At 40.1% G+C, this 22,173-nt stretch carries 19 protein-coding genes and 1 pseudogene; 8 read left to right on the top strand and 12 right to left on the bottom strand.

Features of this window, described 5'->3' with window-relative positions:
* Window positions 1–113 precede the first annotated feature (113 nt).
* On the bottom strand, window positions 114–701 hold the full coding sequence (gene slmA / locus AAEY55_RS02795; protein WP_011329292.1) for a nucleoid occlusion factor SlmA: 588 nt from the start codon (window positions 699–701) through the stop codon (window positions 114–116).
* A 158-nt stretch (window positions 702–859) separates the two neighbouring features.
* On the bottom strand, window positions 860–2,053 hold the full coding sequence (gene coaBC / locus AAEY55_RS02790; protein ID WP_011329291.1) for a bifunctional phosphopantothenoylcysteine decarboxylase/phosphopantothenate--cysteine ligase CoaBC: 1,194 nt from the start codon (window positions 2,051–2,053) through the stop codon (window positions 860–862).
* 143 nt (window positions 2,054–2,196) lie between these two features.
* On the opposite strand from coaBC, the gene radC reads away from it, so the two are divergent.
* The 4 genes from radC to rfaH all read left to right on the top strand — a co-directional run bounded on the left by radC (window position 2,197) and on the right by rfaH (window position 4,350).
* Window positions 2,197–2,871 carry a DNA repair protein RadC gene (gene radC, locus AAEY55_RS02785; protein WP_011329290.1) on the top strand — a complete coding sequence of 225 codons (675 nt, stop codon included), beginning with the start codon at window positions 2,197–2,199 and terminating at the stop codon, window positions 2,869–2,871.
* A gap of 273 nt (window positions 2,872–3,144) precedes the next feature.
* Window positions 3,145–3,381, top strand: a complete 237-nt coding sequence (gene rpmB / locus AAEY55_RS02780; protein WP_041454777.1) for a 50S ribosomal protein L28 — start codon at window positions 3,145–3,147, stop codon at window positions 3,379–3,381.
* Window positions 3,382–3,392: 11 nt separating this feature from the next.
* Window positions 3,393–3,548 carry a 50S ribosomal protein L33 gene (gene rpmG, locus AAEY55_RS02775; protein ID WP_004335545.1) on the top strand — a complete coding sequence of 52 codons (156 nt, stop codon included), beginning with the start codon at window positions 3,393–3,395 and terminating at the stop codon, window positions 3,546–3,548.
* 316 nt (window positions 3,549–3,864) lie between these two features.
* Entirely contained in the window at window positions 3,865–4,350 is a 486-nt protein-coding gene (rfaH, locus tag AAEY55_RS02770) for a transcription/translation regulatory transformer protein RfaH (protein ID WP_197107650.1), read from the top strand.
* 56 nt (window positions 4,351–4,406) lie between these two features.
* Here rfaH and AAEY55_RS02765 read toward each other — a convergent pair.
* The 7 genes and pseudogenes from AAEY55_RS02765 to lptD form a co-directional block, all read right to left on the bottom strand.
* Window positions 4,407–6,424: pseudogene (locus AAEY55_RS02765) on the bottom strand (methyl-accepting chemotaxis protein).
* 252 nt (window positions 6,425–6,676) lie between these two features.
* Window positions 6,677–7,495: a symmetrical bis(5'-nucleosyl)-tetraphosphatase gene (locus tag AAEY55_RS02760; protein ID WP_350549960.1), complete on the bottom strand. Its 819-nt coding sequence runs from the start codon at window positions 7,493–7,495 to the stop codon at window positions 6,677–6,679.
* Between the two features lie 12 nt (window positions 7,496–7,507).
* Entirely contained in the window at window positions 7,508–7,897 is a 390-nt protein-coding gene (apaG, locus tag AAEY55_RS02755; RefSeq protein WP_011329284.1) for a Co2+/Mg2+ efflux protein ApaG, read from the bottom strand.
* Window positions 7,881–8,687: a 16S rRNA (adenine(1518)-N(6)/adenine(1519)-N(6))-dimethyltransferase RsmA gene (rsmA, locus tag AAEY55_RS02750; RefSeq protein WP_011329283.1), complete on the bottom strand. Its 807-nt coding sequence runs from the start codon at window positions 8,685–8,687 to the stop codon at window positions 7,881–7,883. The genes apaG and rsmA overlap by 17 nt, the downstream gene beginning before the upstream one ends.
* On the bottom strand, window positions 8,684–9,676 hold the full coding sequence (gene pdxA, locus AAEY55_RS02745) for a 4-hydroxythreonine-4-phosphate dehydrogenase PdxA (RefSeq protein ID WP_011329282.1): 993 nt from the start codon (window positions 9,674–9,676) through the stop codon (window positions 8,684–8,686). Before pdxA ends, rsmA begins: the two co-directional genes overlap by 4 nt.
* 2 nt (window positions 9,677–9,678) lie before the next feature.
* The gene (surA, locus tag AAEY55_RS02740; protein ID WP_011329281.1) at window positions 9,679–10,974 is read right to left on the bottom strand and encodes a peptidylprolyl isomerase SurA; all 1,296 of its coding nucleotides are present in this window, start codon (window positions 10,972–10,974) and stop codon (window positions 9,679–9,681) included.
* A gap of 98 nt (window positions 10,975–11,072) precedes the next feature.
* A complete protein-coding gene (lptD, locus tag AAEY55_RS02735; RefSeq protein WP_041454580.1) occupies window positions 11,073–13,319 on the bottom strand; it encodes an LPS assembly protein LptD in 2,247 nt (748 codons plus the stop codon).
* Window positions 13,320–13,412: 93 nt separating this feature from the next.
* Here lptD and AAEY55_RS02730 point away from each other — a divergent pair, with 93 nt between their 5' ends.
* The 3 genes from AAEY55_RS02730 to djlA are packed head-to-tail and all read left to right on the top strand — an operon-like array spanning window position 13,413 to window position 15,939.
* The gene (locus AAEY55_RS02730) at window positions 13,413–14,414 is read left to right on the top strand and encodes an aminoglycoside phosphotransferase family protein (RefSeq protein WP_089368768.1); all 1,002 of its coding nucleotides are present in this window, start codon (window positions 13,413–13,415) and stop codon (window positions 14,412–14,414) included.
* Window positions 14,411–15,064 carry an N-acetylmuramate alpha-1-phosphate uridylyltransferase MurU gene (murU, locus tag AAEY55_RS02725; RefSeq protein WP_058374205.1) on the top strand — a complete coding sequence of 218 codons (654 nt, stop codon included), beginning with the start codon at window positions 14,411–14,413 and terminating at the stop codon, window positions 15,062–15,064. The genes AAEY55_RS02730 and murU overlap by 4 nt, the downstream gene beginning before the upstream one ends.
* Before the next feature lie 17 nt (window positions 15,065–15,081).
* A complete protein-coding gene (djlA, locus tag AAEY55_RS02720; protein ID WP_350549957.1) occupies window positions 15,082–15,939 on the top strand; it encodes a co-chaperone DjlA in 858 nt (285 codons plus the stop codon).
* On the opposite strand, the gene AAEY55_RS02715 is transcribed toward djlA, so the two are convergent.
* Entirely contained in the window at window positions 15,922–16,947 is a 1,026-nt protein-coding gene (locus tag AAEY55_RS02715; RefSeq protein ID WP_350549954.1) for a DUF3530 family protein, read from the bottom strand. The genes djlA and AAEY55_RS02715 overlap by 18 nt on opposite strands.
* Before the next feature lie 92 nt (window positions 16,948–17,039).
* On the bottom strand, window positions 17,040–17,693 hold the full coding sequence (gene rluA / locus AAEY55_RS02710) for a bifunctional tRNA pseudouridine(32) synthase/23S rRNA pseudouridine(746) synthase RluA (protein ID WP_350549951.1): 654 nt from the start codon (window positions 17,691–17,693) through the stop codon (window positions 17,040–17,042).
* A 177-nt stretch (window positions 17,694–17,870) separates the two neighbouring features.
* Here rluA and AAEY55_RS02705 point away from each other — a divergent pair, with 177 nt between their 5' ends.
* Window positions 17,871–18,788 (top strand): FRG domain-containing protein, encoded by a 918-nt coding sequence (locus tag AAEY55_RS02705; RefSeq protein WP_058374201.1) that lies wholly within the window; start codon window positions 17,871–17,873, stop codon window positions 18,786–18,788.
* Between the two features lie 100 nt (window positions 18,789–18,888).
* Here AAEY55_RS02705 and rapA read toward each other — a convergent pair whose 3' ends face one another.
* Window positions 18,889–21,783 (bottom strand): RNA polymerase-associated protein RapA, encoded by a 2,895-nt coding sequence (gene rapA, locus AAEY55_RS02700; RefSeq protein WP_011329272.1) that lies wholly within the window; start codon window positions 21,781–21,783, stop codon window positions 18,889–18,891.
* Window positions 21,784–22,173 lie beyond the last annotated feature (390 nt).

Here is a 22,173-nt window from a genome sequence, read left to right as displayed (position 1 = left end):
ATAATTCGAGTATATACGACAAGTGGTAGCAAAGCAGAGTTGAAAGGCTGAAGGTGAAAATTTAAAAACCTTGCAAGCGTGGCTCACAAGGTTACGTGTGTTGAATTTGGAGTTTATAACCAGATTTTTTGTAGCTCCGGCCATTGTTTTTCAAATTGTGCGCTTGGCTTAGTACTAAAATTACTGCGTACAAACTGATTCATTTTACCTTCAACATAGGCAAGTAAAAAGTTGGCTAGGGTTAGCTCGTCACTTTGAAAGTTTTTACCTTCACGCAGTTTTCTCTCGCGCAGTACTTGTTTAAATTGGGTCTCAAGTTTTTCAAAGAAACTTTGCACTCGTTCACGTAACCGCTCTTGCTCACCTTGCAATGCGTCGCCGGTTAAAATACGGGTAATACCAGGGTTCTTTTCAGCAAACGTTAGTAGTAAATGCAAAATATTATAAACGCGGGCTTGGCTTTCTTTTTCGTTTTCTAAAATAAGATTTATACGAGATAAAAGCGTGTCTTCAATAAATTCTATTAAGCCCTCAAACATACGTGCTTTACTAGGAAAATGACGATACAACGCTGCTTCCGATACACCAACCTCAGCGGCTAGCTTTGCTGTGGTAATACGCTGGCCGGGACTGGTTTCTAACATTTGTGCAAGTGCTTGCAGTATTTGCTCTTTGCGATTACTTCTTTTTGTCGCAGGCATGAACATTCCTTTTTTATTAGTTATCTTTTAGCAGGAGCTAGTCATTTTGATTCAAATGTTTAAGGCGCGTTTATATTTAGAATTAAACAAATTTAAACTCTTAAAAGTAAACGCGTGTTTAGCATGTTAATGTTTTATTCAGTTTGTTTCCAGCTCTTTTATATTCTCTGAGCGAGCTGTTGGATCACTGTTAGCGCAATTGCTGTTTTGCTATTTGTTGGTAATTCAAGCTGTTCATTATGCCAGTACAGGGTTAGCGCATTATTGTCAGCGTTAAACCCAAGATCACTTTGTGATACATCGTTAGCGCAAATCATATCCAGGTTTTTATTTTTTAGTTTGCCTTTTGCGTAGTTTGCTACATTTTGTGTTTCTGCGGCAAAACCAACAGTGTAAGGGCGGTTTTGCTGTAAATTAGCTACGTGTGCAATTACATCCGGGTTTTTAACTAAAGTAAGGGTAAGCTCGTCGCCTTGCTTTTTCATTTTTTGTGCTGCAACGGTTGCTGCGCGGTAGTCGGCAACAGCTGCGCAGCCAATAAACGCATCTGAGCGCGGTGCGTAGTTGAGTGATTCGTTTAATAGCTGCTCGGCGCTTTCTATGTTGATCAAATTTACGCCAGTAGGGGCTTTTATAGTCACCGGGCCTGAAATTAAATTAACTTTAGCGCCAAGTAATAAAGCGGCCTCAGCAAGTGCGTAGCCCATTTTTCCTGAGCTGTGATTAGATATAAAACGTACCGGGTCAATGGCTTCTCGGGTCGGGCCTGCAGTTATGGTAATGGTTTTACCTGCAAGTAACTGAGGTTGCTCTTTTGCAATACATAAAGCAACTAGCTCATGAGGCTCTAGCATGCGCCCAGCGCCTACATCGCCACAAGCTTGCTCACCCTTTCCTGGGCCCCAAATAAGCACGTTACGTGCTTTAAGTGTGGCTAAATTAGCTTGTGTAGCAGGGTGAGCATACATTTGCTGATTCATAGCCGGTGCGATAGCGACTTTAGCCGGAGTTGCAAGTAATAAGGTAGTCAGTAAGTCATCAGCAATGCCCGCCGCCATTTTAGCAATAATGTTGCTGGTGGCTGGGGCAACTAAAATTAAATCGGCCCACTTGGCAAACTCAATATGGCCCATAGCAGCTTCTGCTGAAGGGTCGAGTAAGGAGTCTGCAACCATTTCACCGCTCACAGCTTGCATAGTTAAGGGGGTTATAAAATGTTTTGCTGATTCAGTCATAACTACTTTAACACTACAACCATGCTCTTTTAAGCGTCTAACCAGTTCTGCGCATTTATAGGCCGCTATACCGCCGCTAATTCCCAGCACTATTTTTTTATTAGTTAAATTAATCATGGTTGTCCATCAGCCTTATTTAATATTAGGGCTAAAATAACAAATCTTGACCCGTACAGCTAAGCTTTTAAGATGAAAATAACAGGCTAATTTTCAAATTTGCATTACAGTTAATATATAAGCCGATTTATCAAGGATGAATAATGCAACTAACCTCACTTCCTAATTCGCAGCGTCCCCGCGAAAAGCTAATCGAAAAAGGCGCAAAAGCGCTCAGTGATGCTGAATTGCTTGCCATATTTTTACGCACCGGTTTGCCGGGTATGAATGTGATTGAGCTTGCCCAACATTTACTTAATGAAAACAAAACGCTACACAATTTATTTAATGCCAGTATGGAAGAGTTTTGTGCGCAAAAAGGGTTAGGTACAGCTAAGTATGTGCAGTTGCAAGCGGTGCTTGAGCTCAGCCAGCGTTATATGCAGGAGCGTTGCCAGCGCGATGCTATATTTAACTCGCCAAACGCTGTATATGATTATTTAACCTTGCAAATGCGAGGTTTGCAGCAGGAGGTATTTATGGTGCTGTATCTTGATAGTCAAAATCGCTTAATTAAAGATGAAATACTTTTTTATGGCACCATTAATTCTGCCAGTGTATATCCACGAGAAGTGGTAAAAGCGGCACTTAAAAATAATGCAGCAGCGGTTATTTTTGCGCATAATCACCCAAGCGGGATTGCCGAACCGAGTCAGGCCGACAAACTTATTACTAATAAATTGCAACAAGCACTGCAATTGGTAGATATAAATGTGCTGGATCATATTATTGTTGGAGGAGAAACCTGTGTTTCTTTTGCTGAACGAGGTCTTATTTAGCTTTACTTTTACAGAAGAGTACTAAAAACGAGCAGTTTAGTGTGTTTTGGCAAATTAGTTTAATTTAAATGCAGTTTTTACTTTCCCTATGGGCTTTCGATCTTTATAATTAGCCGCTATCAAATTTGCACATGAGCTGATTGGATGAGATCAGTTATTTGATCTTCGCCTGTAAAAGCTGTATAAAGAGCGCCCTTCGATTTATCTCTAGGGCACAACTACATGGCCTTAGGGAAAATTAAGCTCGAGCTAAGTTATTGGAGATATATAGACATGGCTAAAGTATGTCAAGTTACAGGTAAGCGTCCTGCGGTTGGTAATCACCGTTCACACGCGAGAAACGCGACTAAACGTCGTTTCCTACCTAACCTACAAACACACCGTTTTTGGGTTGAAAGTGAAAAACGTTTTGTAACATTACGCACTACTACTAAAGGTATGCGTATTATCGATAAAAAAGGCATCGACACGGTTCTTACAGAAATCCGTGCTCGCGGCGTAAAAGTTTAAGGATCTGAATCATGCGCGATAAAATCCGTTTAGTTTCAACTGCCGGTACTGGTTTTTTCTACACTACCGACAAGAACAAACGTAACATGCCTGAGAAGATGGAAATCAAAAAGTTTGATCCAAAGATTCGTAAACATGTTCTTTTTAAAGAAGCTAAAATTAAGTAATTTTAGTTTTCTATTAGAATGTAAAAACCCAGCTTATGCTGGGTTTTTTGTTTTTGATTTACGTTAAATAATAGCTTAATTGTTTAATATTGCCCTTGGCTTTCGCTTAGAGCTTGCTTCTAATAGCTGTAATATATCAGCGCTTACCCCTCAATTAAAACCTTCTCGTTTGATTATCAGCGTATTAAATCACTTTTTCTAAGTGAGTACTTATTTACTGTGGGGCTATTTTACATAAAGGTTTGCATAGGAGTATAATGCTGCGCTCATTTAGTTTATGGTTGTCTTATCTTCAACTCAGGCTGTAGGAATTGCCATGGAAAGTTGGTATTTAGTTGTATGTAAACCTCGCCAAGAAGAGCGTGCGCAGGTTAATTTAAAAAACCAAGGAATAGCGTCATTTTTTCCAAAGTTAACTACTGAAAAGTTAGTTAAAGGACGCCGCACTGTTAAGCAGTCTGCTTTATTTCCTGGTTATGTATTTGTGTGTTTAGAAGCTGAGAATGGTAACTTTTTTGCGGTAAAAAATACCCGCGGAGTAAGTGGCTTTGTAACTTATGGTGCTGCATATCAGCGTGTGCCCGTTGAGTTAATTAATCAGCTTAAAGCAGAGCGTTCGCACTCACATGAATCGCAAGTTCCTAAAAGCGGTGACTTGGTGAGTGTAAACAATGAGTCATTTAAAAATATTGACGCTATTTATAAAGAGCCTGATGGCGATATGCGCAGTATTTTGTTCATTAATTTGCTTAACAAACAAATAGAAATTAGCGTGAGTAATCAAGCAATAAGCAAAATTTAATAAAAAAGGGGAAGTAATAAATTACTTCCCCTTTTTATAAATGTTTATAGCAGTAATTAAACCTTAAAGTTCTCTACTGATAACCTAAGTTCTTCTGCTAGTTTTGCTACTTCTGAACTTGATATGGTCGTTTGTATTGCGCCCTCAGCGGTTTGCTCGGCTATAGCAACAATGGACTCTAAGCGCTCACTTATTTCTTGTGATACTTGTTGTTGCTCTTGCGCTGCCGTTGATATTTCTTCACTCACGTTATGCGCTTGCGATATACGGCTAAAGTAATCGAGTCGAGAGCGCTGCTTGCTAAATCGCTTTGCTTAACACACGACACGGCTTGTTGTTTACCTTTTTCCATAGCCGATACAGCGGCTTCTGCACCGCTTTGTAGTGACTCAATCATAGATTGAATCTCTTGGGTTGATTCTTGTGTTTTACTTGCCAGAGAGCGTACTTCATCTGCTACTACAGCAAAGCCTCGCCCATACTCACCTGCACGCGCTGCTTCAATCGCGGCATTTAATGCCAATAAGTTTGTTTGATCAGCAATACCGCGAATCACATCTAATATACTGCCAATCGATGCGCTGTCTTTGTGGAGCTTATTAATAACATTCGACGCTTCATCAACTTCGTAAGCTAGTTGCTCGATAGTGGCTTTATTTTGATTTGAAATGTCTTTAACGCGCTCGGCTTCTTTATCGGCATTTTTAATCTCATGTAACGCCTGTTGAGCGCTATTACTTACCGTTTGTGATGTACTACTCATTTCTGTTGTTGCTGTAGCTGCCTGTTCAACTTGTGCTTGCTGATTACGAATTGCTTTACTTGATTCGCCAGTAATTGTTGAGGTTTGCTCTGATGCAGCTGCAAGCTGAGTTGAGCGTGAAATAATGCCTTTAATTAAACTGCGAAGGCTATCAATTAAGGTGTTACAGCTTTTAGATAGCTCACCAAACTCATCTTTGGCACTGTCATCTAAGCGCTGTGTCATATCGCCACTTGCTACAATATCTAAAATGCGGTTAACTTCAGCCAGTGGTTTAGTAATACGATTAACTGTAACGACTGCCACGATAATTGCAATTATGGTGGCTATTATCATGCCTATCCAAGTCCACAAGTTTGCAGAATCTACGTCGCTGCGCACCCCTTTTTGCAATGAAAAAGCAACATCGCTGGCTTGTTTTACAAGTACGTCAATTTGATTTAGCGCTGTTTTAGTTGCTTGCTCAGACTCTGCAAGTTCACGTTCAGTAAGGCTAATTGCATCGATTAAGCGTTTTTTATTCGCAGCAAGGCTATTGTTACCTACAATGTTGCTCTCTAGCGTGTCTACGTATTCTTTTAGACTATTGTATAAACCACTATGGCTTTGCTCTATGGCTGGTTTAATTAGCGCTATGGTGCGGGTCACTTCTTCGAAGTAGTATACTTGTTCATTTTTTACAATATCTAAGGTATTAAGCGTTTTAACCGTTAGCATGTCGGTACTGTTGCTTACTACAGACATAAAATTGTTTTCAAGATTATTAGCAGCCTGGTAAGCGCGTGGGTTACTTTGCTCTAAGCCGTTTATATCAATAATATCGAGTACAATTGAGTTTGCATCTTCGGCGGCAAGCTCTATGCTTTCTAGTTGCGCTTTTAACATTTTATTCAGTGCTAGCTGTTTAGCTTTGTCGGCAAGTAAGCCCTCTACCGTGCTTAAAAAACTTAAATAGGTTGTTTCAACTTGTTGGCTACTTTTACTCAATAGTGGATCGTTTTTAACCACTTCTTGTAATTCACTATGCAGCGTATTGAATAACTGCTTTTGTTCGAGCACTTGGTTTTTTATTGGTTCTAGTTGCTCTGCAGAAGAGGTATAAAAACTAGCTTGAGCAGCTTTGCTCATTAAAATAAACTCGGCTTGTAATTCAGCGCTTTTATTTAAAGCGGGCAGCGACAACTGATTTACTTTTTGGGTGGAGCGATCAATATTTGCTATTTTTATTAAAGAGTTACCGCCAATTATTAAAAGCAGTAGAGTGATGAAAATAAATCCACCCCAAATACGCTGGCTCACTGTTAAATTCATACGGATTTCCATTCTAAAGTATATCAGTTAAAACTTATCGGCTTGTATTGCAATAAGTTAAGTAATTAAAGTTAATTTTAATTGTTTAATCTGTGTTGATTATTTTTAATTAAGCAATGGCCATGCGTAGCTCTAATTATAGGAGTGCTATTTTTGCTACTAAATATAATGCCAACTTAATGTGAACAGGTTGTAGTTACAAAGTTTCAACATGCGACATTAAACTTAACAGATGTATTACTTTATTTCAGTTTATTTAGACGAAAGTTGTGATTTTTCTACAGTTTTTTGTTTGCTTTTTAATTCTATTAAGGTCATGGCGCCTCCCCAAACACATCCGGTGTCTAAGGCTAATAAATGATTATGAGGTGTTTTACCATTTAATGCTGCCCAGTGGCCAAAAATAAGCGTTTGTTTAGCCGTTGTTATTGCTGGATGCATAAACCAAGGGGTTAAGTTATTGCCACTTGTTACTTCTCCTTTTGCACTTAAGTCGAGTTGGTTATCGGCAGTTAAAAATCGCATACGGGTAAAGTAGTTAACTATGTATCTAAACTTTTCATAGTTATTAAGTTCATTAGGGTTATTAATGGGGTGAGGTTGGTACATGTTTGCAAAAAAGTCATGCGCTTTAGGCGAGCTGTAACAATGCTGAGCAAACTGAGCATGTTGTAAGGCTTGTGCTATCGACCAGTCAGGGTTGAGCCCAGCATGGGATATAAAGCTATTGTACTGCTTAAGGTAAAGTGCCAAAGGCTGAGTTTGTAAAAATGCAATATAGTGGGGGAGTTTAGTGCTATTGAATACAGCTGCTAATTTATCATTAGGGTTGGGTGGTTTATTAAGTAGATAGCAGGCAATCAGGTGTAAGTCATGATTGCCTAGCGTAACTGTAATGCTATTTTGGTGTTTGTATAAGTACTCTAAACAGGCTAGTGAGTCAGCGCCTCGAGCGACTATATCGCCCACCAAGTAGAGATGATCTTTACTTGGATTAAAGTTAACGCGTTGGAGTAACGCGTTAAACTCGTTAAAGCAGCCTTGCAAATCACCTATTGCGTAGTCAGCCATGTGTATAGTGTACTAGTGCAGTATGTTAGGGCAGGCTAAACGAAACACGTTAATAGGCGCTTTAAACTCAGTGCCAAACTCGTTACGTAACGTATAGTGCCCTTGCATAGTACCTACCGGGGTATCTAGTATTGCCCCACTGGTATATTTATAACTTTCGCCGGGTGCTATAACTGGGTTTTCGCCGACCACACCTTCGCCTTGCACTTCAATTTCTTTGCCATTTGCATCGGTAATTAACCAATAACGGCTCAGTAATTTAGCGCTACACAAACTGTGGTTTTTAATGGTTACAGAATAAGCAAATACAAACTTTTCGAGTTCAGGTTGCGACTGCTCTTCTACATAAAATGTTTCAACAGATACCTTTACAGGCGATCCAATATTACTGCTTGTTGTCATAAATCCAATTTGCTATGTCAATAAATTGTTGTAACGATAAGCGCTCAGCACGCAAAGTAACATCTATGCCAATGCTGGTTAGCTCATCCGCAGTTAGTAAGTTGCTTAAACTATTGCGTAGTGTTTTACGACGCTGGTTAAAAGCTTCTAGGCAAACGTTATTTAAAATTTTCACGCTTTTTGCAGTGCGTTGTTCAGGCTTTTTAGGGATTAAGCGAATAACCGCCGAATCTACTTTAGGCGCAGGTTTAAAGCACTCAGGCGGTACTTCTATAACCGGCATTGCATTACAGTAGTACTGAGTCATTACGCTTAAACGACCAAAGGTTTTGCTCCCCGGGCCTGCAACCATGCGTTTTACTACTTCTTTTTGCAGCATAAAGTGCATGTGCTCAATATTGTCTGCAAATTCAAAAAGATGAAATAATAACGGAGTCGAAATGTTATACGGTAAGTTACCAAACACTTTTAGTTTTTTGTCATCTCTCACCAAGCTTGCAAAATCAAAGGTCATTGCATCGCCTTGGTTTACGGTTAATTTAGGTCCCAAAAATGGGTGTTCAATTAAACGCTGTGCCAAATCTTTATCTAATTCTACAACCGTTAAATGGCCGCTTAATTCGGCTACCGGTTCAGTAATTGCGCCAAGGCCTGGACCAATCTCTACTAGGTTATCTTCTGGTTTAGGATCGATTGCGCTCACTATTTTACCGATGATCATGTCATCAAATAAAAAGTTTTGTCCAAAACGTTTACGGGCGCGGTGTCCTAAATGTACTTTATCGGTCATTGATTTTGTGCTTTTTCTTGGGCGAGCTTAATTGCTTCGCGGATCGCTAATTCAAAACTGCCAACATCAGCAGTACCTTTGCCTGCCAAATCCAGAGCAGTACCATGATCTACTGAGGTGCGAATAAATGGTAAACCTAAGGTAATATTTACCGAGTTACCAAATCCCTTGTATTTTAGCACAGGTAGCCCCTGATCGTGATACATAGCTAATACGGCATCGGCTTCATTTAGGTATTTATCTTGAAATAAAGTGTCGGCAGGGAGTGGACCAATCAGGTTCATACCTTGGTTGTTAAGTATTTCAAGTGTTGGAATAATGGTATCTATTTCTTCACGGCCTAAATGGCCATCTTCACCAGCATGAGGATTTAAACCACAGACTAAAATACGCGGCTTTTCTATACCAAACTTAGTTTGTAAGTCGTGGTTTAAAATACTCGCTACTTTGATTAGCCGATCCTCTGTAATAGCACGCGATACATAGGCAAGTGGAATATGCGTCGTTACCAGCGCTACTCTTAGGCCTTGCGTAGCAAGCATCATTACTACATCTGCGGTATTCGACTGTTGTGCAAAATACTCGGTGTGGCCACTAAACGAAATACCGGCTTTATTAATAATACCTTTATGTACAGGGCCGGTAACAACTGCTGCAAAAGTGCCATCCATGTTTTTTTCACTGGCAATACGCAAAGTGTCTAATACGTATTGGCCATTAGCATCGTTAAGCACACCTAGCTCTACAGGCTCAGCTACATCTACTTGATGTAGGTAAAGGCTTCCTGCTGGTGCAGGCGTTGCTGCAGCGTGCTGATCAAACTCTATTAGCTTTATACTTAAGCCTAAATGTTTAGCACGTTGCTTAAGCATATTCGCGTCGGCAATGGCAACAAGCTGTGCGTCCCAAGTTTGTTGGGCAAGTTTTAACAGTAAATCTGGACCAATGCCCGCAGGCTCACCAGGGGTAATTGCGATACGTAATGTCATAGTTATTCGTCTATTGGGAAAATTTCAACATGGGCTTGTTCGCGCATTTCTTGCTGCCAGTTAAAGCTTTCTTCTTTAAATTTACGATTAAATAGCATGCCATGGGCGCGGTTGCGTTTAGCTTGCTCGGTTTTATCAGCTACACGGGTATCGAGTAACTGCACAATATGCCAACCGAATTGGCTTCTAAATGGTTCGCTAATTTCATTTTGCTTAAGTGATAATAAAGTATCTCTAAAGGCAGGAACATAGCTAGTTGGATCAGCCCAATCGTACTCACCACCTTTAAGGGCTGAGCCTGGATCTTCTGAGTATTCTTTAGCAAGTTTTGCAAAGTCGGCTTTATCAGCGCGTAAGTCTTTTACAAAACCGGCAAGCATACTACGTGCTTTTTCTTCACTTAAAATAATAGATGGTTTTATTAAAATATGACGTGAGCGAGTTTCAGTTGTTTCTACAACTTGACGACCACGAACATCTTGGACTTTTATAATATGAAAACCAGCACCAGAGCGCAGCGGACCAATAATAGCGCCTTGCTTTTTACCTTTTACGGCTTCAGCAAATAACGACGGCATTTCGTTAATGCCCATCCAACCTAGTTGTCCACCTTCAAGTGCTTGAGAGCCGCTTGATGATGAAATAGCAATGCGTTTAAATTCTTGCTCGTCATTAAGTAATTCAATTACTTTGTCTGCGCGCGTTTTAGCTGACGCAATTTCATCGGCGCTAGCATCACTAGGAATATCAATTAAAATATGGCCAATGTCATACTCTTCTGCGTTTTGACCTTGGCTTTCCATAATTTTTAGTAAGTTATCTACTTCTTGCTCGCTTACATAAACACGGCGATCAACATTGGCGCGCATAACTTGTTGCGTAGTGATCTCTTTACGAATTTCTTCACGGTATGCTTGAAAGCTTTCTCCCGAGCCCTCAATAGTACGACGTAAATCTGCAATGCTACCGCCTTGCTCTTTAGCCATACTTGCAAGTGTTTGATCTAGTTGGCTGTCTGAAATCTCTAACCCCATACGCTCAGCCATTTGCATCATGAGTGTTTGGTTAACTAATCGCTCTACGGCCTGGACACGTAATGTTTCGTCTTTAGGAAGCTCCTGACTCTGTTCTTCAGCTTGCTTTTTAACACGGTTAACTATGGTGTCCACTTCACTTTTTAAAATAACTCCTTGGTTGACTATGCCAATAACTTTGTCGATTTCAACCGGAGCTGCAAATGCGCTTTGGCATAAGCTAATACTTAAAACTGCTGATGTTAATAATTTTTTTAAATTCATATTCTTTTTACTACTCTTGCTAATAGTACTGTTGTGATCCTAGGGAATACTCAATTTTTAGCGTTAATTAATACTACTTTAACTTTAAAAATAGTGTCCTAGTCATTAAGAAAATACGGTCTACGATAACCAAAAATACCTTGTTGTAATAATTTTTTAGCATCATAACGGCTTTTACTACCTAACCCTTTTAAAACAAAATTCAAACGAATGCTTGAATCAAAAGTCGCCTGTTGTTGCCCTATAGACTGATTTAAGTCGGTAACAATTTGGCGATGGCCAGTAATTTGAAATGCCCAACAGCACGATTCATACTGTAGTCCGCTTAACACTTCGATACTGCGGTTATTTTCAAGGTCGCGGTGATAGCTTGCAATAAACTGCCATTCGTCGCTCACTGGAATGCTTGTAAATAAGCCTGTTTGTTCAATTGCATTACCTGAGACATCATCTGAATACCGATGGTTCAATTGAACTAGCTCATTATCGTCGCCTTTATAGTCGAGCGTTACGTTAGACTGAATAATTTGTTTACCGTCAGTATCATACTGAATACCCGCAGATAAATACCAGCGACGATGCCAATGTACCATGGTTTGTGCTGCAAACAAGGCATTGTAGTTGGTGTCTGAGTTTAATCCTTGCTCTGTAGGTTTGGCTGAATCGCTTAAATAAAATATTTGTCCGGCGCTAAAATTAAATACTTCTTGGTGTTTTTTGTCAAATAACCGAGTCGTTGCACCTAAGGTAAATTGGTTAGCAGCAGCTATTCTATCAACACCTGAAAAGCGTGTGTCTCTAAATAAACCAAAAAAATCATCTTGTAGTTTGGCAGTATCAAATAAGCCAATATCAGATTGATCTTCATTAGGGGTATATAAATATTGTAGCTGTGGCTCTAAAGTTTGAATACCGTCATCAATAAAGTAGGAGGTTTCGCGCTCAAAATTAAGTTGTGTATACAAACGTACTTTTGGCAGTGTACGCGATACGCTTTCGCTGTATTGAGTACCTTCTAAATCACCATGCTGTTTGTAGTTTGTTTGTAATATGCTTACTTCTGATAAAAACGACCATGCATGTTCTTTATAATCAAAGCGAGCTTTTGGCTCAATATGTATTCGAGTAGCTTGATCAATAATAGCTGAGCTATTAGTAAAGTGGCTCACTTCTCCCGATACACTAAAATCAAAGTTGTCGTATTGCCAAGGTGCGGTTTGGGTAAAACTAATTTGTGGCAAAGCGGTATAAGACTCTAAGTGATCTCCCAGTACTTCAAAGTTTTGTACTGTAATATCGGTACGCCAAGTGTCGCCCATATGAGTAAGCGAGCCTGTTCTGTACAATTGAGTATCGGTTTTACTGGCATAATTAGAGTCTAAATCAGTTAAGTAGTTGTCGTCACTCACGTTTGTTATATCAACATTAGCGCGCCAGTTTTCACCTAAATAGCTTTTTTGTTGCCAATGAAACATATAACGATCGCCAAGATCGGGGTCTGAATCATCTTTATTTAAATATTCAATACCCACTAAGCCTTCATGCTCTTGGGTTAAATATCTAAATTCAGTTTGCAGTTGTAAACCTTTACGCGACATATAACGCGGGGTAATGGTGGCATCTAAATTGGGAGCGATATTCCAGTAGTAAGGCGTAATAGTTTCTAAACCATAGCGATCTGAGCTTGAAAAACTAGGCGTAAGTAACCCAGATTTACGGCGCTCATCAAGCGGAAAGGTAAAATAAGGTAAATATAAAACCGGCGTATCTAGGATGCGTAAAACCGCATTATAGGTTTCGCCCCAGCCTTCTTCGCGAGAAAGGTTAATTTCGTCGGCTTCAATGGCCCACACAGGTACTTCGCCAGGGCAAGCAGTAAAGCTTGCATTCATTAGCATTAAGCCAGACTCATCAACGGTGAGTTTTTCAGCGCCACCTTTGCCTAGCTGTTGTGTTAGGCTATATTGTGCACCAAGTAAGCTGATTGCTGAATTATTTAAATCGGCGTTGAGGCCAGTGCTGTTAACTTCGCTTATTTTGTCGCGATAAGTAATTGGCCCAGTAGCATTGAGTAAACCGCGTTGTTTATCGATTAGTGCAGTTTGTGCGGACAAACTCATATTAACGGTGTTAATATCAACATTACCAGTAAATTCAGCGCTTTGTGTGCCTAAAAGCTCTACGTCGTTAGCGCGAATATCAACCATACCTAGCTTTAAGCCAGGAAGCGGTTGCCAAGCTCTGGTTTGCATTGAAGTGCCACAAAACTTGTGTGTCAGTTCAGTTTCGGCAAGCGATGGTGCGCTCAGTACGCTTAGCATCAATATGCCCCAGGTTTTGCTCATTTATCGACCTTTATACGCTGTGATTAATTTCAAGTAGACATAATAAAGGAAAACAATGGCAAAGTAATTAGTGAAAAATAGATAGCTTATAAAATGACACGTTTTGAACGCTTACAACTCTTTATAAATACTCACTTTAGTGAGCAACAATGCACGTTAGCGGCAATTACTGCCGATGCGAGTTTTCGTCGTTATTATCGCTTAAATTGTGCTAATAACAGCTTTATAGTGATGGATTCCGATCCGCTTAAAGTAAATAATGCGCCGTATATCTCGCTTAATAGCGTATTTACGCAGCAAGGATTTTTATTGCCCGCTATTATTGCCAGTGACGAGCAGCAAGGTTTTTTTATTTTAAGTGACTTAGGCAGCACGCACCTAGCAGACATGCTTGATGATGAGCACCGCACCGAGTATTACCAGCAATTAATTAAGCTGAGCGTACAGTGGGCAAAAACACCTGCAGCCGCTGCTATGCAAGCTTATGATAAAAAGTTTATAGCTGTTGAGCTTGGCATATTCAGCCAGTGGTTAATGCATGACTTCATTGATTGTGAACTAACAGCAGAGCAACAAATGCTGTGGCAAACAAGCTGTGATCTGCTTAGTAATACCATGCTTGCTCAGCCTAGCGTTACCATGCACCGCGATTACCATAGTCGTAATATTATGCGCTGCAACCAGCAATGGGCGATCATAGATTATCAAGATGCTGTACGCGGGCCGTTGTGTTACGACTTGGTATCTTTGTTACGCGATTGCTATTTTAAACTGCCAGAGAGCGAATTAACTCATTTAGTTAAATACGGATACGATGAATTTAATCGCCAAGGTTTAATTGCTAATGTTACCTTTAATGAATTTAAATATTGGTTTGATTTAACCGGTTTACAGCGCCATTTAAAAGCGGCAGGTATTTTTTGTCGTTTGTATTTACGTGATGGTAAAAAAGGTTATTTGGCTAATATACTTCCTACACTTGCATACATTGTAGAGGTAGCTGCTAATTATTCAGAGCTACAGGCCCTTGGCTTATTTATACAAAATACCATTGCTCCTAAAGTGGTTGAGCGCTTGGCTAAGGAGCGCACATGAAGGCGATGATTTTAGCGGCCGGGCGCGGACAACGTATGATGCCACTAACGCAAAATATGCCTAAACCTATGTTGGCAGTAGCGGGTAAGCCATTAATTGAGCATCATATTGTTAATCTTAAAGCGGCGGGTATTACCGAAATAGTAATAAACCTTGCGTGGCAAGGTGATAAAATTAAAGATTATTTTGCCAATGGCAGCAAGTGGGGCGTAAATATACGTTATAGCCAAGAAGTGGCAGGTGGCCTTGAAACGGCCGGTGGCATTATTGCTGCGCTGCCCCTATTAGGCGATACCTTTATTGTTATAAATGGCGACATATATACCGATTACGATGTAAGCGCGTTAACTCAACTGCATTTACAAGCGGGTGAGGCGCACATAGTGCTGATAGAAAACCCACCGCATAATCCTAACGGTGATTTTGCACTCAGTCATTTGTCGAGTGATAGTCAAAAATATACATTTTCTGGAATTGGCCGATATCAAGCCGATTTTTTTAACGATTTTGAGCAAGGTGTTCGTCCGCTTGGGCCTATTTTAGCTAAAAAATTAACTGAACATTTAGTCTCTACCGAACTCTACATAGGCCAATGGGATGATGTAGGTACTCCTGAGCGATTATCAGCACTTAATCAACGACAAATTTAATAGAGGTAATAATTTAGATGTGGGGAAAAATACTCGGGTTTATTTTCGGTTTTATGTTTGGCAAAATATTTGGTGCTATTTTTGGCCTATATCTTGGCCATATGTTTGATAAAAGCTTAAAAAAAGATTTTGATAAAGCCGGTGGCTTTTCAAACTTATTTAAAGGTGACGACGTCAACGAGCGTCAAGCGCTGTTTTTTTCTAGCTGTTTTGCAGTTATGGGGCATATTGCTAAATCAAATGGGCGCATTAGCGAAGTACATATTAAAGCTGCAACGTTATTTATGGACGAAATGGGCCTACAAGGCGAAGAGCGCCGCGAAGCACAACATGCATTTCAGTCGGGTAAAGAAAATGATTTTTCATTAAAAGAAACAGTACAAGACTTTAAAGAACGTTTTGCTAAGCGTTATGATTTATTACAGCTATTTTTAGAAATTCAAATTCAAATGGCATTTTCAGATGGTGTACTCGCTGAGCAAGAAAAACTACTTTTACAAGAAGTGAGTAAACAGTTAGGCGTATCTAGAGCGCACTTTGCTTTTGTATTAAAGCGTTACCAAGCAGAGTTTAGCTTTAGGCAGCAGCAACAGCGTTATAAACAACAACAAGGGCAAAGTAGCAGTTACCGTGAAGGTTCAGGCCATCATGTACCACCTAATAATAATATAAACCGCGCACAAGCGTTGGCATTATTAGGGCTTAATGACTCGGCAACAGCGCGAGAAATAAAGCTCGCGTATCGAAAACTGATGGCGCAGCATCACCCTGATAAATTGGTATCGCAAGGTTTACCAAAACATATGATGGAATTAGCGGTCAAAAAAAGCCAAGATATTCAAGCTGCTTACGAGTATTTAAAAAAGTCGGCGTAAAAAGCCGTCTATTTCTTTACTTAGGCGTGCATGTTGATCGGGCTGATTGCGCAAACCAAATAACTGGCGTTGGCGATAATCAAATTTTGCGTTGCGGTTAACCCAGCGCTGACGATTTTTAAGGTTCATTAAAATCTCGTTGTTATCGTTAGCGTAGTAAATATCCAGTAATGGTGGGGCAATTAAAGACGAAGTTTGGCTTAAGTCTTGATTACGCTTACTGTTAGGTAAATAACTGCTTAAACTTATAAATGCATTAAGTCTTGAGTCGGGAAATTGCGCATAATGTTCAAGTAGCACGCCAGCACTGATCCCCTGGGCAATTACTACAATATTATTCGGCTCTGCCATTGCTGTATTATACAGTGCTTCATAGCGGGCGATTAAATTTACTTTATAGTTATCGAGTACCGCGTCACTCACTTTTTCAATGGCATTAACATGGTGTGGCTCAGCACTTTTGTTTACACCAGTATCCTCAATAGTAGCACTTTCAACTGCAGCACTTTCAACAGCAGCACTTTCATTATCAGTGCTTTGATTAGCTGTATTTACATTGTCAGAGCTTTGGGCAAGAATATTTTCAGCTGAGGTGCTTTCAGTTGCAGTGTTTTCGTTAGTTGCAGCAGTGGCTACTTCACTCGCCTGCCAGTTAATATCAGGTACTGTCATTGCGTAGGTAGTGTAGCCTAAATTATTTAGTTCTTTGCGTAAAAAGCTCATTCCGGCATTATTGGTCGCGCTTGATTGCCAATCAGGTATAAGCAGTACAGTGCCTCTAAAATCAGCACTCATATACTCGCTGTACAAGGTTAAAAATTCAGTATCGCCAGCTAATATAGGCTTTATTTCATCATTGGGAAGTAAGTGTTGAATATCATTATTTTCAATACTTGCATATGAGGGTGGGGCAATATGCTCTGCTGCAGTTACTTGCACAGTTAAAAGTAGCGCACAGCTTAGCAGTACGTTTAGTTTAATTACCTTTAAATACTGCGCCAATAGCATAACCAACTCAAATAAAAAATATTACTTAGATATCGGCGCAGCAGCAAAAAAGTTTAGCGTAACAGGCTAAACTTTAATATTAATTGTTAGCGCTAAAAATCAGGGTCAGCTTCAAATGTAAGTATTTGCTCAGTAGTTGGATGTTTTAAGCTGAGCATTTGTGCGTGTAATTGCAAGCGCGGCGCCGCAGCGAGTGCCTCTTTGTGCGCGTAAAGCCTATCACCTAAAATAGGATGGCCTAGGCTTAGCATATGTACACGCAACTGGTGCGAGCGCCCTGTAATAGGGGTTAGTTCTACACGGGTTGCATGTGGTTCACGTTCAAGTATTTTAAAGTGCGTAAGCGACGGCTTACCGTTTTCGTGATCAACCATTTGCTTGGGGCGATTAGGCCAATCGCAAATAAGCGGTAAATCAACCGAGCCGGTTTGCGCCTCAAGTTGCCCATATATCCGGGCAATATAGCGCTTGGCGGTTTCGCGCTCCTGAAACTGCATACTTACATGGCGGTGTGCGGCTTTATTCATTGCCAAGCAAAGTATGCCCGACGTTGCCATATCTAAACGGTGCACTATTTTAGCAGTAGGAAAAACTCGGATAACACGGCTTATTAAGCAATCGGCATGTTTAGGGTCTTTACCTGGCACGGTTAACAACTCGCTAGGCTTATTAACGATGAGTAAGTCCTCATCCTGATACAGAATAGTTAAATACGGATCTGTTGGGGGATTGTAGTTAATTAACACGGCCGACCTCAGTGATTTACAAGGGCGCCATTTTAGTGAAGTAATAAGGAATACTCAATGCGTAATATTATTACAATTATTAAAAATAATTTCGAAAGTTTAATAATAACTAAAAAAATAGCTCTATATAAGTTATTGTAAATTAGAAGCCTACACATAATTAAAGTAAAGATAAAAATGGATATTAAAGAAACACAACTAGGGAGTTTGAGGACTTTACTCGGTATTACACCTGAGTTGGAAGAGGAAGGGTTTTCGTTTTTTTTCAGAGGACACGCTAATAAGACGTTTTTTTCTCTACCATCTATTTATAGAAAAAAGCTGTGGTATTCAAATGAGCATAAAATGATCCAAGAAATCATTATGAGGTGCCCAAATGAGTTTAGTTCGATGAATAGTAGCTTTGAAAAACTGGTGAAAATGCAACACTATGACTTACCTACTCGGTTACTTGACCTTTCGGAGAATCCTTTAGTAGCTTTATATTTTGCGTGTATTGGACAAGACGATGAAGATAAAGATGGAGAAATAATATTTTTTAAAATTCCTGATCAGAAAGTTAAGTATTTTGATAGCGATACAGTAAGCGTTATATCGAATCTTGCTTGGTCTCCATCTGATTTTGAAATTACCCCCCAATTTAGAGGGAGTGATAAAAACTTTCACAACCCAAAAAATCATCATGCCTTAAAGCTAATGCATGATATAAAAAAAGAGAAGCCCCATTTTTTGGAAAGAATTAATCCAGAGCATCTTCAAAGTGTTGTTTGTGTTAAACCAAAAATGGATAACCCTAGGTTAGCCAGTCAAGATGGAGCTTTTTTATTATTTGGTATTGGTAAGAACAAGTACACTCCGGCTGAAATTCCTCAGGAATGGATATTTAGACCGAAATCTAAAAGGTATATTATTAAAGCTTCTGATAAGTTAAGTATTTTGAAACAATTGGCAGGAGTAGGGATTTCGAAAGCAAAACTCTTTCCCGAGATAGATATGGTTTCTCAATTTATTAAAAATGATTATGCTTTAAGAAATCAAGAGTTTACTTCTAGTATGGAAAAATACTCCCCAGTTAAAATTAGGTTTGTGAGGTAATTTATACAGGAAAAAAGCGCGGTACAATTTAAATACCGCGCTTTCTTCATTCGCACATTAGCAATTTTTTACTAACGGCTGTCAGCTTATCGCCAAAGCGTTAGTGCGAAACCACAATTAAACGAATCGCATCGAGTTTTAACTGGGTTTTTTCAATGTAGGTAGTTAAATCTGTGCGTTGCTTATCGTAGAAGGTAATTTCTTCTTGGCGAATATTAGGGTTAATTTGCTTAAGGGCGACTAATCGCTGCTGCTCTTCACTTAGTGATGTTTGCATTTTAGCCAGTGACGCAGCACGAATAACTTCAAGTTTTTCTTGTGCCATGTCTTTTGCGGTGCTGATCATTGGGTGAATAGCACTTTGCAATGCGCCGGCTAGTTTACTGGCTGTTTGGCGACCAACGGCAGAAAGCTGCTGATTAAAGCCGTCAAACGCCACGTTTTCACCTAAGTTATTACCTGCTTTATCGAGTAAAATACGAATTGGCGTAGGTGGTAAAAAGCGACCAACCTGCAATACTTTTGGCGCCATTGCTTCGGCTACAAAAATAAGCTCAACAAAAAAGGTGCCTGGTGGTAGTTTTTTGTTTTTAAGCAAAGCAACCGATGCGCTACCAAAATCGTCGTCACAAATCATATCTAGGGTGCCTTGCACCATAGGATGATCCCAACTAATAAAGTGCACGTCTTCTTGCGAAAGCGCGGTATCGCGGTCAAATGTAACTGTCATGCCATCTTCTCTTAATGCCGGAAACGAGGCGTTTAACATATGCTCGGTTGGCTTTAAGATAATGGTATTTTCGCCTTTATCTTCTTGGCTTACGCCAAAGGTGTCAAATACGTTAATCATGTAACTAGGCAGTTCAAACTGATTGTCTAGTTTTTCAATATCAGCTACCAAAGAGTCGGCTGCGCCTTGGCCCGATGAATGCAGCTCAAGTAAACGGTCGCGTCCGCTTTCCATTTGTTTGCGCAGTACCGCATTTTTTTGTGCTACTTGCTCAAGTAATGGATCTAACTCGTCTTCGTCGCAGTTATGCGCTGCAATGTAATCAAGTAGGTCATCACGGAATTCTTTATACAACATTTGTCCCGTTGACGAGGTAGATTCGAATGCGTCTAGGCCTTCGTTGTACCAACGTAGTAATACTTCTTGGGCGGTGTTTTCAAAATATGGCACGTGAATGTTCACATCTTGAGTTTGTCCAATGCGGTCTAGTCGGCCAATACGTTGCTCTAGTAAATCTGGGTTTAGTGGTAAATCAAATAACACTAAATGATGTGAAAACTGAAAGTTACGCCCTTCAGAGCCAATTTCAGAACACAGCAGTATTTGCGCGTTGTCGTACTCGTCTGCAAAAAATGCAGCGGCGCGGTCACGCTCAATAATCGACATACCTTCGTGAAACACTGAGGCTTTAATTGCTTCGCGTTCACGTAGTATTTGCTCAAGGCTGATAGCTGTTTCGGCTTTAGCACATATTAGCAGTACTTTTTCACGCTTAAGGGTTTTAAGAGTGTCGATTAGCCAATCTACGCGAGGATCAAATGCTCCCCAGCTGGCGCTTTCGCCTTCAAACTCTTGAAATATTTTTTCTGGGAATAGTGCGCGCTGTGCACTAAGTTCGGGATTTTGAATGCCGCTCATATTGCCCAGTACTGTCATTGCTGTTTTATATTGCTTTGGCAATGGCATAGGGTAAGCGTGTAATATACGGCTAGGGTAGCCGTCAATGCCGCTGCGGCTATTCCTAAATAAGATGCGGCCGGTGCCGTGGCGATCCAGTAACATGTTAAGTATTTCTTTACGCGCGGGTAAATCACCTTGCTGTGCTTTTGCCAGAATATCGGTAATGTCGGTTTCTTTTAATAGCTCAATTAAAGTCGCTTTAGCGCTCTCGTCTAGGCCTTGCTCTTGGAGTAATTGATTAGCAGCTTCGGCAACGTCTTTGTAATTTGCTTCCTCTTCTTTAAATACGTCGTAGTCGTAAAACCTGTCTGGATCGAGTAGCTGTAGGCGAGCAAAGTGGCTGCTATGACCAAGTTGATCTGGCGTGGCGGTAAGTAAAATAAGGCCCGGAATATCTTGGCTAAGCTCGGCCATACGTTGATACTCTGAGCTTGGCTTACCATTATTAATACTTAAATGATGCGCTTCATCTATTACTAGTAAATCCCAGTCAGCTAAAGTTGCTTGTTCGAACCAACGTTTTTTCTTGGTTAAAAACTCTAGGCTGGTAAGTACCAGTTGTTCGGTATCAAATACATTTGGCGAGTCGGCAAACGCTTCATCGCAACGATCTTCATCAAAAATAGAGAAACGTAAATTAAAGCGGCGCAGCATTTCTACTAACCATTGGTGCTGCAGATTTTCGGGTACTACAATAAGCACACGGCTGGCACGGCCACTAATAATTTGCTGATGTAAAATCATTCCCGCTTCAATTGTTTTACCAAGGCCTACTTCATCTGACAAAAGTACGCGTGGTGCAAAACGTTTACCTACTTCTTGGGCTATATAAAGCTGATGCGGAATAAGATTAGCACGCTGACCAATTAAGCCTTTTATAGGCGACTGTTCACGTTCAAATTTATGTAACCATGTTTGGTAGCGCAGCGTGTAACGATCAAAACGATCTACTTGGCCGGCAAATAAACGATCTTGAGGTTTGTTAAACTTAATAAAATGATCTAGAAAGGTTTCTTTTAGTTTGGCTGCTTCACCATTATCAACACGAGTACCGTGATAACAAAGTAGCTCGCCTTGCACTTCAATAGACTCAACTTCTAATTCCCACTCTTCAACGCTTTTGATCACATCGCCAGGATTAAATGACACACGGGTTACGGGTGCTTCTGCCCAAGAATAAACGCGGCTTTCGCCACTAGCAGGAAATAATATGCTGACCTGACGGCCCTCAATGGCAACAACTGTGCCTAATCCTAAATCTGACTCTGTATCACTGATCCAACGCTGACCTAAGGAAAAATTCATATATGTCTCGTCTATGAAGAAAAAGGCGGCTATGTTACCTGTTAGACAACACCACTGCAAGGCGCTATTAGCCTCACTTTTAATTAATTCGGTAAGTGTGAATTATTCCTAACAAAACGGCTAACATCTGGATCTTTTTTGGGTAAATAAGTACACAGTAAGATAATAAATAGCTCTGCAGCTATTACTTTGAGCGTTAGCAGCATTAAAAATATTTCCTTAGCAAAACCTACTTAATTAACTTTTAAAATGCACTATTTTAGTCAGTCAATTACTTTAGTTTTAAGGTTTAATTAAAACAAAATCGAGTTTGTAATAAAACGGACTTTTATGACAAATAGACTAAACTAAAATTATACCTAAGTAACTAACGAGCCATCACTACTCAAA

The organism is Pseudoalteromonas sp. 120-MNA-CIBAN-0494 (assembly GCF_040308885.1).
Lineage (GTDB): Bacteria > Pseudomonadota > Gammaproteobacteria > Enterobacterales > Alteromonadaceae > Pseudoalteromonas > Pseudoalteromonas nigrifaciens.
Note: the sequence above shows the minus strand (reverse complement) of the source record. Positions and strands in the feature narration are given on the sequence as shown.